General features: G+C 55.4%; 12 protein-coding genes. All 12 read left to right on the top strand.

What is annotated here, in order from left to right; translation table 11 throughout:
• Positions 1-14: 14 nt before the first annotated feature.
• Positions 15-1979: an asparagine synthase (glutamine-hydrolyzing) gene (gene asnB, locus EHN06_RS13775; RefSeq protein WP_127334450.1), complete on the top strand. Its 1965-nt coding sequence runs from the start codon at positions 15-17 to the stop codon at positions 1977-1979.
• Entirely contained in the window at positions 1976-3154 is a 1179-nt protein-coding gene (locus EHN06_RS13770) for a hypothetical protein (RefSeq protein WP_127333117.1), read from the top strand. The genes asnB and EHN06_RS13770 overlap by 4 nt, the downstream gene beginning before the upstream one ends.
• Positions 3155-3185: 31 nt before the next feature.
• Positions 3186-4289: a glycosyltransferase family 4 protein gene (locus tag EHN06_RS13765; RefSeq protein ID WP_127333116.1), complete on the top strand. Its 1104-nt coding sequence runs from the start codon at positions 3186-3188 to the stop codon at positions 4287-4289.
• 7 nt (positions 4290-4296) lie between these two features.
• A complete protein-coding gene (locus EHN06_RS13760; RefSeq protein ID WP_127333115.1) occupies positions 4297-5322 on the top strand; it encodes an NAD-dependent epimerase/dehydratase family protein in 1026 nt (341 codons plus the stop codon).
• Positions 5323-5396: 74 nt separating this feature from the next.
• Positions 5397-6659, top strand: a complete 1263-nt coding sequence (gene tviB, locus EHN06_RS13755; RefSeq protein ID WP_127333114.1) for a Vi polysaccharide biosynthesis UDP-N-acetylglucosamine C-6 dehydrogenase TviB — start codon at positions 5397-5399, stop codon at positions 6657-6659.
• 203 nt (positions 6660-6862) lie between these two features.
• On the top strand, positions 6863-7921 hold the full coding sequence (gene wecA, locus EHN06_RS13750) for a UDP-N-acetylglucosamine--undecaprenyl-phosphate N-acetylglucosaminephosphotransferase (RefSeq protein WP_127333113.1): 1059 nt from the start codon (positions 6863-6865) through the stop codon (positions 7919-7921).
• 249 nt (positions 7922-8170) lie between these two features.
• Positions 8171-9580: a mannose-1-phosphate guanylyltransferase/mannose-6-phosphate isomerase gene (locus EHN06_RS13745; RefSeq protein WP_127333112.1), complete on the top strand. Its 1410-nt coding sequence runs from the start codon at positions 8171-8173 to the stop codon at positions 9578-9580.
• A gap of 41 nt (positions 9581-9621) precedes the next feature.
• Entirely contained in the window at positions 9622-10584 is a 963-nt protein-coding gene (locus EHN06_RS13740; RefSeq protein WP_127333111.1) for a DHH family phosphoesterase, read from the top strand.
• A 116-nt stretch (positions 10585-10700) separates the two neighbouring features.
• Positions 10701-11615, top strand: coding sequence for a sulfate adenylyltransferase subunit CysD (gene cysD / locus EHN06_RS13735; protein ID WP_127333110.1), 915 nt, complete (start codon positions 10701-10703; stop codon positions 11613-11615).
• Positions 11615-13027, top strand: a complete 1413-nt coding sequence (gene cysN, locus EHN06_RS13730; protein WP_127333109.1) for a sulfate adenylyltransferase subunit CysN — start codon at positions 11615-11617, stop codon at positions 13025-13027. Before cysD ends, cysN begins: the two co-directional genes overlap by 1 nt.
• Positions 13028-13138: 111 nt before the next feature.
• On the top strand, positions 13139-13744 hold the full coding sequence (cysC, locus tag EHN06_RS13725) for an adenylyl-sulfate kinase (RefSeq protein ID WP_127333108.1): 606 nt from the start codon (positions 13139-13141) through the stop codon (positions 13742-13744).
• Between the two features lie 44 nt (positions 13745-13788).
• On the top strand, positions 13789-15555 hold the full coding sequence (locus EHN06_RS13720; protein ID WP_127333107.1) for an SLC13 family permease: 1767 nt from the start codon (positions 13789-13791) through the stop codon (positions 15553-15555).
• Positions 15556-15572: the final 17 nt, after the last annotated feature.

Here is a 15572-nt window from a genome sequence, read left to right as displayed (position 1 = left end):
TGGGCCAACCTGATATGTGTGGGATTACTGGTGTATTGTCGCCAAATTCCGGCTTGGCAACGGAATCAACGGTACGTCGAATGGCCGATGCTGTTTTGCACCGGGGGCCTGATGATCTTGGCACTTGGGCAGATAGTGAAGTAGGAATTGCATTAGGTCATCGGCGACTTGCTATTTTGGACCTGTCCTCTGCTGGTTACCAGCCTATGGCATCTCTATGTGACCGCTATGTCATTGTGTTCAACGGTGAGATCTATAACCATATCATGCTCCGAGAGCAGCTGCGTGAGGCAACGGGTGGTGGTATTCCGTGGCGAGGGCATTCGGATACCGAAACGCTGTTAGAGGCCTTCCGGGTATGGGGTATTGAGGATACGCTTCGGCTCACCAGCGGCATGTTTGCCATTGCCGTTTGGGATCGGGAAGAGCAGTTCTTGACACTGGCCAGGGATCGCTTCGGTGAAAAACCACTTTATTACGGGTGGGTTGATGGCACGTTAGTATTTGCGTCTGAACTCAAGGCACTGAAGCAATACCCCGGCCTTCGTGGTGAGCTTGAATCTAGAGTGCTGCAGAGTTATCTGCGCTTTGGCTGTGTGGGTGGTCAACAGAGCATTTTGAAGGGTGTGTTTAAGCTGCCACCTGGGTCGTTTCTGGAGGTGTCTTTGGCAGATATAAAAGCTGGCAAACGCCCGCAGCCTGCAGAATGGTGGTCTGCCGTTGACTCTGCCCATGCTGCTCGCCAGAGCGCTCCAGTATCGCCTGAGCGGGCGTTGACCAATGTGGCGGAGACGCTAATTGCATCCGTTGAGCGCCAGATGGCTGCGGATGTTCCTTTGGGAGCGTTTCTCTCAGGAGGTGTTGACAGTTCTCTGATAGTGGCGCTGATGCAGAGCCAGTCTGCCCGGAAGATTCGGACGTTTTCAGTGGGGTTTGATGACCCGCGTTATGATGAATCCGAGCATGCTGCTGCAGTGGCTAGGCATCTTGGAACGGAACATACCACGTTGCGGGCGACCTCTCAGATGGCTCTGGATGTGATTCCAAAGCTGCCCGCGTTATACGATGAGCCGTTTGCGGATTCTTCCCAGATACCCACATTCCTTATCTCCAGCCTTACTCGGGATCATGTCACTGTAGCTCTTAGCGGTGATGCTGGCGATGAGCTGTTTGGTGGGTATAACCGTTACGTTTGGATGCCGAGAGTTTGGAGTAAGCTCGCGCGTATGCCCCAACCGATGCGGCATACCTTGGCCAGTCTGCTAAAGAGCATGCCGCCCCGCGGATATGATCGATTGATGGCGATAGGCAGCCGGGTTTTGCCTTCCCGCCTCCACATACGTACCTTTGGTGAGAAGCTCTACAAACTTGCGGATGTGCTGGCTTGCGGTTCCGATAGGGAGCTATATGGCGGTCTGGCCTCAATGAACCGCCACCCTGAGAACTTGCTTGAACCTGAATGCTGTTCTGATAAAGCCGTGGAGCACCTGTATCCGGCGTTAGCCGGGTTTGACCAGGTAGAGTGGATGATGTTGATGGATACCCTCAACTTTATGGTGGACGATGTGCTGGTGAAGGTAGACCGCGCCAGCATGGCGAGTAGCCTTGAAGTGCGGGCTCCGTTTCTTGATCCAGATGTTTATGCTGCTGCCTGGCAATTGCCACTGGACATGCGGGTTCGAAACGGTGAGGGGAAGTGGGCGTTGCGCCAGATTTTATATCGCCACGTGCCTCGTGAGCTGATCGAGCGGCCCAAGATGGGCTTTGCGGTGCCGCTGGATGACTGGCTGCGGGGGCCATTGCGGGAGTGGGCGGAAGATCTTTTGAGTCCGTCTTCCCTTGCCAATCTACCCGCACTTAACCCGCGTGCGGTGCAGGCTATGTGGCGAAACCATTTACAGGGTAAGGGCCATTTAGCTCAGCAGTTGTGGGCGGTGCTGCAGTTGAGTGCCTGGGCAAAGCATTGGTTGGTTTCGTGACTGATCTGAACTGGATTTTTGATACCGGCTTTTGGGGCATGCGGTTTTATGACATGCCCAATTTTCTGATCTGCGTTGTGTTCGTGCTTCTGGCTGGCAGGGCGTTGAAAGTGCCTGCCAGCTATCAAGGTGTTTTGCTGTTTCATTGCGCTTTGCCGCTGATGCTTAATGGAGTTTTGTTTTCCTACGGCTATATGCCTGATGCCTTCAAATACTGGTGGGAGTTTAATGCCATTCGAGGCGGAGAGCTGTCGATCTATGAGGCTTGGACTGGTGGTACAGTAGAGCGAGCAGCGTTGTATTTTTCTGCCATGCCGTTTCCGTTTGCTGTAACGCCCTTGAGTCTCGGTTTTTTCAATAGCTTTCTCTATTCGGCGCTGTTTTTCTGGCTGTACCGAAAAAACGTCTTCACTCCGATTTCGTTGTGGTTTTATTTGTTGTATCCAAGCCTCGCCTTATATACGGGCATGGGCCTCAGGGATACCTTCATTTTTGTCTTCATGATTCTGGCCGTGCAATGGACGCGGGAGGGGCGTTGGTGGCTGGCCACTGTGCCGCTTTATCTGCTCTATCTGATCAAGTTTCAGAACTTTTTTATTCTAGGCCCCATTCTTCTGCTCTATTCGGTGTTCGGCATTCGCCATTCCGGCGTTAGTGGTGGCAAAGCGGTTGCGGTTTTGATAATTGCAGCCATTACATTGGCGGTTATCTCACCCATTGCATTGCCCGAGATTAACAAGTTCCGTTCCGCGATGTTCGTGGAAGATGGCGGCAACATCGAAGATGTGGAGTTGATCGGGAGCCCGGGAGAGTTTGTGGCTTCTGGTTTGGTGAGTGGTATTTATTTCCTTGCCAAGCCTTTCCTCTGGGAAGCAAGTAACCCTCTGCAGTTGATACAGGCAGCCGAGAACATGCTGGTTCTATTGCTGCTGGCTCTTATCGTCCGCGTTGCCTGGAAGCAGGTGCCAAGGAAACTGATGTTCTGGCTATTGTTCATGGCATTGGCTTTGTCAGTCTATGGGTTGGTGGTATTCAATTATGGTACTGCTGCTCGCTATCGTTACCCGTTTGTGGTGATTTTTGTGCTTTTCGTTTGTGCTGACTGTGAAGTGCGACGGTTTTTATCGGTTTCTTTCCGTGGTTGGCGCCGATCCGGACTTCGGCGAACCGCCTGATACCAATCTGTTATTTGCTTGAGAGTTTGTTTTGAAGACGGTCTTTCTTACGTCCAACACTTCCTGGTACCTCTATAACTTCCGTGCGAGCACGATTCAGGCTTTGCGTGAGCAGGGTAACCGGGTGATTTGCCTGTCGCCGCCGGATGATTTCAGTCAGCGGCTGGTGGATGAACTAGGGGTGGAGCATATTGCTTTGCCGCTGGATGGCAAAAGTACAGGCGCGGTGCAGGAGCTGCGCAGCCTGCGCTTTATCTGGAAGGTGGTGCGCCGATACCGGCCGAACGCCGTGTTCAACTTTACGGTAAAGATGAACATTTATTGCGGTCTGGTGTGTGCGCTTCAGAGAATTCCGTTCGCCAACAACATCTCAGGTCTCGGTACTGCGTTTATCCACGATTCCTGGCTGTTCCGGCGGGTGCGGCAGGTGTATGGGCTGGTGAACCGCCGGGCGCGGAGGTTGTTTTTCCAGAACGAGGAAGATTTGTCCGTATTTCGGGATAAAGGTTTGTTGGGGGATACGCCTTTCACCCTGTTGCCTGGCTCCGGCGTGGATTTAGAGCGCTTTGAGGTTTCGCCATTGCCCGAGACTGGCCCGTTCACGTTCATCATGATTGCCCGTTTGCTGGGGGATAAGGGCGTACGGGAGTACGCTGAAGCATGCCGATTGCTGAAGGCCGACGGTCTGGATGTGCGCTGCCTGCTGGTGGGGCCGCTGGGGGTGAGTAATCGCACAGCCATTTCTGAAGAAGAAGTCCTGCAATGGAAAGAGGAAGGCATTCTCGAATACCCCGGCGCCACCGATGACGTGCGGCCGCTGATTGAACAGGCCCATGTGCTGGTGTTGCCATCCTATCGGGAAGGTATGCCCCGCACCGTACTGGAAGCCGCCGCCATGGGCCGCCCGGCGATTGTTACGGATGTGCCGGGGTGCCGGCATGCTATTGAGCCGGAGGTTACCGGGTGGATGTGCGAGGTGCGCAGTGCTGAGTCTTTGGCGCAGCAGATGTGGCGGGTGGTGACTATGGATGCTGCGGAGTTGCAGAGGGCAGGGGATGCAGCACGGCGTCGAATGGAAGAGGCGTTTAGTGAAGAGCAGGTAGTTCAGGCTTATATCAATTGTTTGTCAATTTGAGGATGTGATGTCTAAGTATCAGGAAGTATGTGACGGCCTGGCTGGTTCCCCCAAAACCTGGCTAATCACCGGCGTAGCCGGCTTCATCGGCTCCAACCTGTTGGAGCATCTGTTGAAGCTGGACCAGACGGTGGTGGGGCTGGATAACTTCGCCACCGGTTATCAGCGCAATCTGGATGAGGTGCGGAGCCTCGTATCATCGGAGCAGTGGGCACGTTTCCGCTTCATCGAAGGGGATATCCGCAACCTGGAAGATTGCACTCAGGCCTGTGACTGTGTGGATTATGTGCTGCACCAGGCCGCGCTGGGCTCGGTGCCCCGGTCGTTGAATGACCCCATTACCACCAATGCGGCTAATATTACCGGTTTCTTGAATATGCTGGTGGCGGCCCGGGACGCGGAGGTGGAAAGCTTTACTTACGCGGCATCCAGCTCCACCTATGGCGATCACCCCGCGTTGCCGAAGGTGGAGGAGAACATTGGCAAGCCGTTGTCACCCTACGCGGTGACCAAGTATGTCAATGAGCTGTATGCGGATGTGTTCGCCCGCAGCTATGGCTTTAAGGCTATCGGCCTGCGCTATTTCAATGTGTTTGGCAAGCGCCAGGATCCGGATGGCGCCTACGCCGCTGTCATCCCGAAATGGACGGCCTCCATGGTGCGAGGTGAGGATGTGTTCATCAACGGCGATGGTGAGACCAGCCGGGATTTCTGTTTTATCGAAAATGCGGTGCAGGCCAATGTGTTGGCGGCCACCGCTGACGAGGCTGCCAAGAATGAAGTCTATAACGTTGCGGTGGGGGATCGCACCACACTGAACACGTTGATTGATTCTCTGAAGGATGCGCTGGCCGGTAATGATGTGGTGTATTTGAAAGCGCCGGTATACCGGGACTTCCGTGAGGGGGATGTCCGACATTCCCAGGCGGATATAAGCAAGGCGGCCAGCAAGCTGGGCTATGCGCCTGAGTTTCGCATCGGAGAAGGAATTGCCAGGGCAATGCCCTGGTACCTGAATAACAGGGCTGAATAAGCCATTGCCTACCGAAACCTGAAATCCCTCGGGCACATTAGCGTCAGATTTGTCACTTTTCTGGAAAGGATCTCATGGAGAAAATCGCAGTAATCGGCCTGGGTTACGTTGGCCTGCCGTTGGCCACCGCTTTTGGAGAAAAACGCCCGGTCGTGGGTTTTGACATCAATATCAAACGCATCAGGGAATTGCGTGATGGCGTCGACTTCACCCGGGAGGTCAGCCCCGAGGAGTTGGCGGCGGCCAGTCAATTGTATTTTTCCGATAACCTGGAAGATCTCGCGGACTGTTCTGTCTTTATTGTGACGGTGCCGACCCCGATTGACGAGTTCAATACGCCGGATCTCACCCCATTGGTGAAGGCCAGTGAAACCGTCGGCAAGGTTCTGAAAGCCGGCGATATTGTGATTTATGAGTCTACCGTGTATCCCGGTGCAACAGAGGAAGTGTGTGTGCCGGTGCTGGAGCGGGTGTCCGGTCTGGCGTTCAATGAAGATTTCTACGCCGGCTACAGCCCGGAGCGGATCAATCCGGGGGATAAAGAACACCGGGTAACCACGATTACCAAGGTTACCTCCGGCTCCACGCCGGCCATTGCCGCCGAGGTGGACGCGCTCTACGCGGATATCATCACTGCCGGTACCCATCAGGCCAGTTCCATCAAGGTGGCCGAGGCCGCCAAGGTGATTGAAAACACCCAGCGTGACCTGAACATCGCCCTGATGAACGAGTTGTCGATGATCTTTGCCCGTTTGGGGATTGATACCCACGAAGTTCTCGCCGCTGCGGGCACCAAGTGGAATTTCCTGCCCTTCAAGCCTGGCCTGGTCGGGGGCCATTGTATTGGCGTTGACCCTTACTATCTCACTCATAAAGCCCAGGCCATTGGTTACCACCCGGAAATCATCCTGGCCGGTCGCCGTGTGAATGACGGCATGGGGCCTTATGTGGCGGCAGAGCTGATTAAAGCGATGATCAAAGCCGGACACACGGTGGCCAATGCCCGGGTGTTGGTGATGGGCTTCACCTTCAAGGAAAACTGCCCGGATTTGCGCAACACGCGGGTGATTGATGTGGTCAACGAGTTGAAAGATTTTGGTTGCCAGATCGATGTAACCGATTGCTGGGCTGACGGCGCGGAAGCGGAGCTTGAGTACGGGATCAACTTGGTCCGCGAGCCTGCCCAGGATACGTATGATGCAGTGCTTCTTGCCGTGCCACATCGCGAATATGCGGAGATGGCAGCGACGGAACTGCGTGCTTTCCTGAAGGATGATGGTGTGCTGTTTGATCTGAAAGGTGTGTTGCCTTTAGGGGAAGCAAATCTACGGTTGTAACCGGGAGCAGCCGATTGGGCCATGCGAACCAAAACTCAGGGAGAACGTTTTGGTTGAAGTAGGTTTGGCGCTATTTGATATACCAAGTTAGGCCAATCGTAAAGAAATGTTAAAAATTTTTGTGATGTTGGTCACAAACTGCACTCGTAAGGTAATCTGCCCGGGTAGTTTTACCGGTCTCAACATGGTTAACAAGGAAGTATATGGAATCTGCAGCCTCTCTTGGCCTTTCCTCCGGTCTTATCGCCTTCTTTTCGCTATTGCTTCTAAAGCCCTTTGCCATGCGGGTCCGCCTGCTGGATCTCCCTGACCACCGCAAGGTGCACAAGGGCGCGGTACCGCTGACCGGCGGGTTGAGCGCGTTTATCGGGTTGTTCGCAGCCTGGATGATTTCCATGCCGCTGATTGGTGGCTATGGGATCTATTTGCTGGCGTCCTTGATGCTGGTGTTGCTGGGTGCCGTGGATGACGCACGAGATGTGCCTGCTCAATTCCGGTTGTGGGCGCAGGTGGCCCTGGGGGCGTTGTTGACCTATGGATCTGGTGTGTCCCTGGTGCACTTTGGCGATCTTCTGGGATTGGGAGTGATCGAGTTGGGCTGGCTGGGGCCACTGATTACGATTGCTGCGGTGATAGGCGCGACCAATGCCTTCAACATGATTGACGGTATTGATGGCCTTGCGGGCAGCATGAGCCTGGTTGCTTTGTTATCGCTGTCCTTTCTGTTCCTGCAGGCTCCCGGCAACAGCTTGGAACTGGCATTGGCATTCTCAATTGCTATCGCTCTGTTGCCGTACCTGGCGGCAAATCTTCGTATGCCACCCTTCACGAAACGGATCTTCATGGGCGATGCCGGCTCCATGTTTATCGGGTTTTCCATTGTCTGGCTGCTGGTGAAAGGCACCCAACCCGAGACCCAGGCGCTGCGACCGGTGACGGCTCTGTGGCTCATCGCCATTCCGCTGATGGATATGGTGGCTATTATGGTGCGCCGTGCCCGCAAGGGGCAGTCGGTGATGAAGCCAGACAGGGAGCATTTGCATCATATCTTCATGCGGGCCGGGTTTACTGATCGGCAGGCGTTGGTGGTGATTACCGTGGTTTCTATCTTGCTTGCAGGCACTGGATTGGCAGGAGAGTACTTCCAGGTCCCCGAGTGGATGATGTTTACGCTGTTCGTGGGCGTGTTTGCAGCGTATGACTGGGCGTTAAGCCACGCCTGGCGGTTGTTGGTGCTGTTGCGGAAGAGGAAGCTTACGTAGATTGGGTTGTCGGATTACGCTTCGCTAATCCGACCTACGTGTAGCGCGATGCATAAATTGTAGGTCGGATTAGGCCCGCAGGGCCGTAATCCGACACCCACAAGCCGGAGCATGCATGCAATTCTGCTATCCTGGCTTTTATGATCCAGGTTTTCCCATCCCTTGCTTGCCCCCTTCAATAAAGTAGAATCTCGACACTTTTTCCACGAAGTCTAATCGCCTGGTATATCTCCACGAGGAATCGCTGATATGATTTGTCCTGTTGTCATGGCCGGTGGTACCGGTTCCCGTCTTTGGCCGCTGTCGCGGCAGTTGAATCCCAAGCAGTTCCTGCCGTTGACCGATGAAGACCAGACCATGCTGCAGGCCACGGTGAGTCGTCTTGATGGCATTGCTGTGGCGAATCCCGTTTTGATCTGCAATGAAGAGCACCGCTTCCTGGCTGCGGAGCAGATGCGCGCCATTGGGCGTGAACAGTCCCGTATTATTCTGGAGCCAGTGGGCCGGAATACCGCACCCGCTATCGCCTTGGCGGCGATGGTGCTGCAGGAAGCGGGAGATGATCCGTTGATGCTGGTATTGGCGGCGGATCATCTGATTGAGGATGTGGCGGCGTTTCACCAAAGTATTGAGCAGGCCATCCCGCTTGCGGAAGAGGGAAAGCTAGTCACCTTCGGGATTGTGCCGGTGAAAGCGGAAACCGGTTATGGTTATATTCAGCAGGGTGCCGGGTTTCCGGCGGGCGGGGCTGCCGTTAAGGCATTCGTGGAAAAGCCGGATGAAGAGACTGCCCGGCAATACCTGGAATCCGGTGATTATCTGTGGAACAGCGGCATGTTCCTGTTCCGTGCCAGCCGTTACCTGGATGAGCTGAAGACGTATCGCCCAGAAATCTATGACGCCTGCAAAGCCGCGTTGTCTGACAGCAGTCAGGATCTTCATTTCAGCCGGGTGAATGCGGAAGCCTTTGCTGCCTGCCCGGATGAGTCTATTGATTATGCGGTAATGGAAAACACGGCGGATGCCGCGGTTGTGCCCCTGGAAGCGGGATGGAGCGATATTGGTTCCTGGTCCGCGTTGTGGGAGGTCAGTTCAAAAGACGAGCAGGGCAACAGCGTCACCGGGGATGTGATTACCGAAGCGACCAACAATACCCTGGTCAGGGCGGACCACCGGCTGGTGGCCACGCTTGGGGTGGAGGACCTGGTGGTGATCGAAACCAAGGACGCGGTCCTTGTTGCCCATAAGGACAAGGTTCAGGATGTCAAAAAGGTGGTTCAGGCTATTAAGTCCGATGGTCGTCATGAGCATATGAATCACCGGGAAGTGTACCGCCCTTGGGGTGTCTATGATTCGGTTGACCATGGTGCTCGTTATCAGGTCAAGCGCATTACGGTGAAGCCCGGCGCAAAGCTGTCCGTGCAGATGCACCATCACCGGGCCGAGCACTGGATTGTAGTGAGCGGCACCGCAAAGGTGACCAACGGTGAGAAAAGCTATCTGGTGACCGAAAATCAATCGACATACATCCCCGTCGGGCAGGTCCATGCGCTGGAAAACCCCGGGGTTATTGATCTGGAGCTGATTGAGGTGCAGTCCGGTTCTTACCTCGGGGAAGATGACATTGTCCGATTTGAGGATCGGTATGGGCGCTCATGACGTGTATACTGCGCGCATTTGTACGAGATACGGAATGATTTATGCCTATTTTTGATGTCTTCAACGGCGATGCCGATGGCGTTTGCGCGCTGATTCAGCTGCGCTTGGCCAATCCCGTTGAAAGCACCCTGATCACCGGCGTGAAGCGGGATATCGAACTGGCGAAGCAGGTGCCTGTTACTGAGCCGGCTCAGGTGAATATTCTGGATGTCAGCCTGGACACGAACCGGGAGGCAGTGGATGCTCTGCTGTCAACTGGCAGTAGCGTATTCTATGTGGACCATCATTTTCCGGGAGATTCATTACCGCAGCATGATCGATTTACGGCGCTGATTGATACCCAGCCGACGACCTGCACCAGCTTGTTGGTGGATCAGCACCTTGGGGGCCGGTTTCATAACTGGGCCATTGCCGCTGCCTTTGGGGATAACCTGAACGCGGTGGCCGAGGAATTTGCCGGTAAGGCCGGGTTGTCCGCAGAGCAGGCGGAGTCTCTGAAAGCCTTGGGTGTCTGCATCAACTACAACGGCTACGGCGCCTCGGTTGAGGATTTGCACTTTCATCCGGCGGATCTGTACCGGGAATTTGTGACGTTCGAGGATCCGTTGGAGCTGATCGAATCCCAGCCGCCGGCGTGGCAAAAGCTCCGGGACGGCTATGAGGCCGATATGGCCAGCGGTCTGGCAGCGCCCGTGCTGGCGGAGAATGGGGCCTCGCTGGTTGTGCAGCTTCCAGATGAGCCCTGGGCGCGCCGTGTCAGCGGCGTGTTGGGCAATGAACTGGCCAACCGCAACCCGGATAAGGCCTGCGCCATTGTGACGGTGAAGGCCGATGGCAGTTATCTGGTGAGTATTCGGGCGCCGTTGAACAACCGCACCGGTGCGGATGAGCTGGCGCGGCGGTTCCCGACCGGCGGTGGCCGCAAGGCGGCAGCCGGGATTAACGCGCTGCCGGCGGAGCAGCTTGATGAGTTTCTGGAAGCGGTTGCGGCTTTCTGGGCCTGAGGCCTTGATTGTCGGATTACGAGGCGTTGCCTCTAATCCACCTACAAGGACATGCCGCACCCACGTAGGTCGGATTCGCCGCAGGCGTAATCCGACAACAAAACTTGGACATAGCAATGACATTAACCCCTCCAAAGAAAACCCACCTCAAACAGCTTGAGGCGGAGTCTATCCAAATCATTCGCGAAGTGGCGGCCGAGTTCGATAACCCGGTGATGCTCTATTCCATCGGCAAGGATTCCGCCGTCATGCTGCATCTGGCGATGAAGGCCTTTGCACCGGGCACGCCGCCGTTTCCGCTGATGCATGTGGACACCACTTGGAAATTCCGGGAAATGATCGAGTTCCGCGACAAGATGGCGGAGAAGCTTGGCCTGAAGCTGATTGTTCACACCAATCAGGAAGGGGTGGAGCAGGGCGTTGGGCCGTTCACCCATGGTAGCGCCAAGCACACCGATGTGATGAAAACCCAGGCACTGAAGCAGGCCCTGGACAAGTACGGTTTTGATGCCGCCTTTGGTGGTGCCCGCCGTGATGAAGAGAAGTCCCGCGCCAAGGAGCGGGTGTATTCGTTCCGCGACAAGTTCCACCGTTGGGATCCCAAGAACCAGCGCCCGGAATTGTGGAACCTGTACAACGGCAAGGTGAACAAGGGCGAGAGCATCCGCGTTTTCCCGCTGTCCAACTGGACCGAGCTGGATATCTGGCAGTACATCTATCTGGAAAATATCGACATTGTACCGCTGTACTTCGCTGCCGAACGCCCGGTGGTGGAGCGGGACGGCACACTGATCATGGTGGATGATGACCGCATGCCGCTGGAACCCGGCGAGAAACCGGAAAAGAAGATGGTGCGCTTCCGTACCCTGGGGTGTTATCCGCTGACCGGTGCCGTTGAATCGACCGCGGCTACCTTGCCGGAGATTATCCAGGAGATGTTGCTGACCAAGACGTCGGAGCGACAGGGGCGGGTGATTGATCACGATTCAGCTGCGTCCATGGAACAAAAGAAGAGAGAAGGGTACTTCTAATGTCACACGCATCTGAACTGATTGAATCCGATATCCTGGCGTACCTGGATCAACATGAAAACAAGGACTTGCTGCGCTTTTTGACCTGCGGCAGCGTCGATGACGGTAAATCCACACTGATTGGCCGTTTGCTGTTCGATTCCAAGCTGATCTTTGAAGATCATCTGGCGGCCCTGCACAAAGACAGCGAGCGCCAGGGCAATGCCGGCGAAGCGCTGGACCTGGCGTTGCTGGTGGATGGCCTGGCGTCCGAGCGGGAGCAAGGCATCACCATTGATGTGGCCTACCGGTATTTCTCCACGGACAAGCGCAAATTCATCATTGCCGACTGCCCGGGCCACGAGCAGTACACCCGCAACATGGCCACCGGTGCCTCCACCTGTGACCTGGCCGTGGTGATGATTGATGCCCGTAAAGGCGTGCTGACCCAGTCCCGCCGCCACAGTTTTATTGTCAGCCTGTTAGGGCTGAAGCACGTAGTGGTGGCCATCAACAAGATGGACCTGGTGGATTTCTCCGAGGATGTGTTCAACAACATTCGCGAGGAGTACGAGAAACTGGCGAGCCAGTTGGGCCTGAAAGATGTGTATTACGTGCCTATCTCCGCCCTGAACGGCGATAACGTGGTGAACCGCAGCGAGCAAACGCCCTGGTACCACGGTGAGACCCTGATGAATATCCTGGAGCAGGTGGAAGTTCTGGAAGACCAGAACGTGACCGATCTGCGCTTCCCGGTGCAGTATGTGAATCGCCCGAACCTGGACTTCCGTGGCTACTGTGGCACCCTCGCCAGCGGTGTGGTGCATAAGGGTGACGAAGTAGCGGTGCTGCCGTCCGGCAAGTCTTCCCGCGTGAAAGGCATTCACACCTACGAAGGTGAGATCGATCGGGCCTGGCCGGGGGATGCCGTCACCCTGACTCTGGAAGATGAGGTGGATATCTCCCGTGGGGATCTGCTGGTGCACGCCAACAGTAGACCGAAGATGGGGAACCGCTTTGCCGCACACATCGTGTGGATGAACGAAAAGACCCTGCAGCCGGGGCGTGAGTACGGCATCAAGATTGGCACCAAGGTCACCAGTTGTTTCGTAAACCGGGTGATGGAAGAGGTGGATGTAAACACCTTGGCCCGCAATACGGAAGTAGCGGGTGGGCTGGAGCTGAACGCCATTGGCCTGTGTGATGTGGAACTGTCCGAATCGGTCGTTGTGGAGGACTACCAGCGGCATCCAGGCACCGGGAGCTTTATCCTGATCGACCGGATGACCAACGTGACGGTTGCTGCGGGTATGGTAGAACGCCAGCTAAACGATGCCGGCGGCTCAGTGGCCCGTGATTACACCGAGGCGGAGCGTAACCTGAACAAATTTATCCGCGAGAATTATCCGGAGTGGGGTTGCAAGGCCGTTTAACCTGTTTGTCGGATTACGAGGCGTTGCCTCTAATCCGACCTACGACTGATGCTGTCGGATTACGGCTTCGTCTAATCCGACAACCAAAACCAGACCAGAGGAAAAAGGACCTTGGCCGAAAATATTGTCTGGCACGACCACAAAATCACCCGCGCGGAGCGCTCTGTAAACAAAAACCAGAAACCCTGCCTGTTGTGGTTTACCGGCCTGAGTGGTTCCGGCAAGTCAACCATCGCAAACGCTCTGGATGTCGCCTTGCACAACAGGGGTTACCACACGTTCTTGATGGATGGCGACAACGTTCGCCACGGCCTGTGCAAGGACCTGGGCTTCTCGGATGAGGACCGGGTAGAGAATATCCGGCGCATCGGCGAGGTGAGCAAGTTGTTTGCTGATGCTGGTTTGATTGTTCTCAGCGCATTCATCTCTCCGTTTACCAGTGATCGTCGCATGGTCAGGAACTTGTTTCCGGCGGGCGAGTTCATTGAAGTGTTTATGGCGACGCCGCTGGATACTTGTGAGCAGCGGGACCCCAAAGGGCTTTATGAAAAAGCCAGGGCAGGACAACTCAAAAACTTCACTGGTATTGATTCGCCCTATGAGGCGCCTGAGTACCCTGAGGTACGATTGGATACGTCCACCATGTCAGTCGATCAGTGTGTCGAGAAGCTGATTGGCTATCTACTTGAGCGTGAGCTGATTTCTCCGTCGCGATGATTACGTTAAAGCTAAGGTTCCATTCGCGCGAGGAACACTAACGCATGGCTTGGGATGCTGCTCTTACCCTGACCAGTCTTGCCGCCGTGCTGGGCACGTTGGTGCTAACACGGGTGTCAGCCGACCTGGTTCTGATGTCGGCGCTGGCGTTTTTGTTGGTCACGGGAATTCTGGAACCTGTTCAGGCGTTGGCGGGGTTCGGTAATCCGGGGGTCATAACCATCGCCACGCTCTACGTGGTCGCAGCCGGCCTGAAAGAGACGGGTGCGGTTCAGTGGATTGCTCGTCGTATGTTGGGCCACCCGAAAACGGGGCGGGGTGCGCAGCTCAGAATGATCGCGCCGACTGGCATTTTAAGTGGGTTCATGAATAACACGGCTGTCGTTGCCATGTTTATTCCGGCTATTCAGGATTGGGCCCAGCGTCTTGGTATCTCCGCCTCGAAACTTCTTCTTCCATTGAGCTATGCCGCCATTCTGGGTGGAACCTGTACTCTGATTGGTACCAGTACCAACCTGGTGGTGGATGGTTTGTTGCAGAGCCAGGTAGGCATTCACCTTGGATTGTTCGAGCTCGCGTGGGTTGGTGTACCACTGCTGGTTGTCGGCGGTGGATTCCTGGTGTTGTTTGCGGAGCGACTGTTGCCTGATCGGGGTGGGGTGACCGAAGAACTGGAGCAGGTCCGTGAATACGGTGTAGAGGTGGAAGTTGTCAGCCCAGGCCCCTTGGTGGGACGGACCATTGCGCAGGCTGGATTACGGGCATTGAACTATGGCTACCTCACTGAGATTGATCGGGGTGGCCGGCTGATTACCGCCGTAGAGCCTGACCGGACATTGCAGCCCGGCGATAAACTCTATTTTGTAGGCGCGCCGGAGTGTGCCAGTGAACTTCGCCGCATTCAGGGCCTGAAGCCCGCCAATGGCAGTGTGCATAAATTGGATGTGGCCAACCATCAGCGTTGCCTGGTGGAAGTGGTTCTGGGGCCGGAATTTCCCGCTCTGGGCAAAACCGTCCGTGATAGCCGCTTTCGTACCCGCTTTAATGCAGTGATCCTGTCGCTCTCCCGCGAAGGCAAACGGGTGCCAGGTAAACTTGGCGCGATCACTTTCAAAATGGGCGATACCCTGTTGCTGGAAGCCAGCCATCAATTCGCGGAACAGTATCGATTCCGGCGCGATTTCCTGTTGGTGAGTGCCTTGAACGATTCCACGCCTCCAGACTTTCACAAGGCCCCGCGCGCTCTCGCGATTCTGTTAATGATGGTGGTGGTTAGTGCCTCCGGCCTGCTCAGTATTATGGAAGCAGCTTTTCTGGCTGCGGGTGGGATGATTGTGTCCGGTTGCCTGACGGCCAGTCGCGCCAGACGAAGCGTGGATTTGCCTGTTTTAGTGGTGATTTCTGCGTCATTTGCTCTGGGTAATGCCATGACAGAAACCGGGGCCGCGCAATGGGTCGCCGATGGCTTACTGGGGTTCGGTAATCTTTCTCCCTGGATGACGTTGGCTCTGATCTATTTGCTGACGGCAGCATTCACGGAAATGATCACCAACAATGCTGCAGCGGTGCTGATGTTTCCCATTGCGTTGGCTGTGTCGGAGCAGTTAGGGGTGAATTTTCTTCCCTTTGCGGTCGCGGTGATGTTTGCGGCCTCTGCGTCTTTTATTACGCCGCTGGGATACCAGACTAACCTTATGGTTTTCGGGCCTGGGCGGTATCAGTTCGTTGACTACATAAGAGTTGGCTTGCCCTTGAGTCTTGTAGTGGCCTCGGTCGCTATACTGTTAATCCCGAATGTTTGGCACTTTTGAGTCGCTACCGGCACACT

Source organism: Marinobacter sp. NP-4(2019) (assembly GCF_003994855.1).
GTDB lineage: Bacteria > Pseudomonadota > Gammaproteobacteria > Pseudomonadales > Oleiphilaceae > Marinobacter.
The sequence above is the reverse complement of the archived record's forward strand: the minus strand, read 5'-3'. Positions and strand labels throughout refer to the sequence as shown.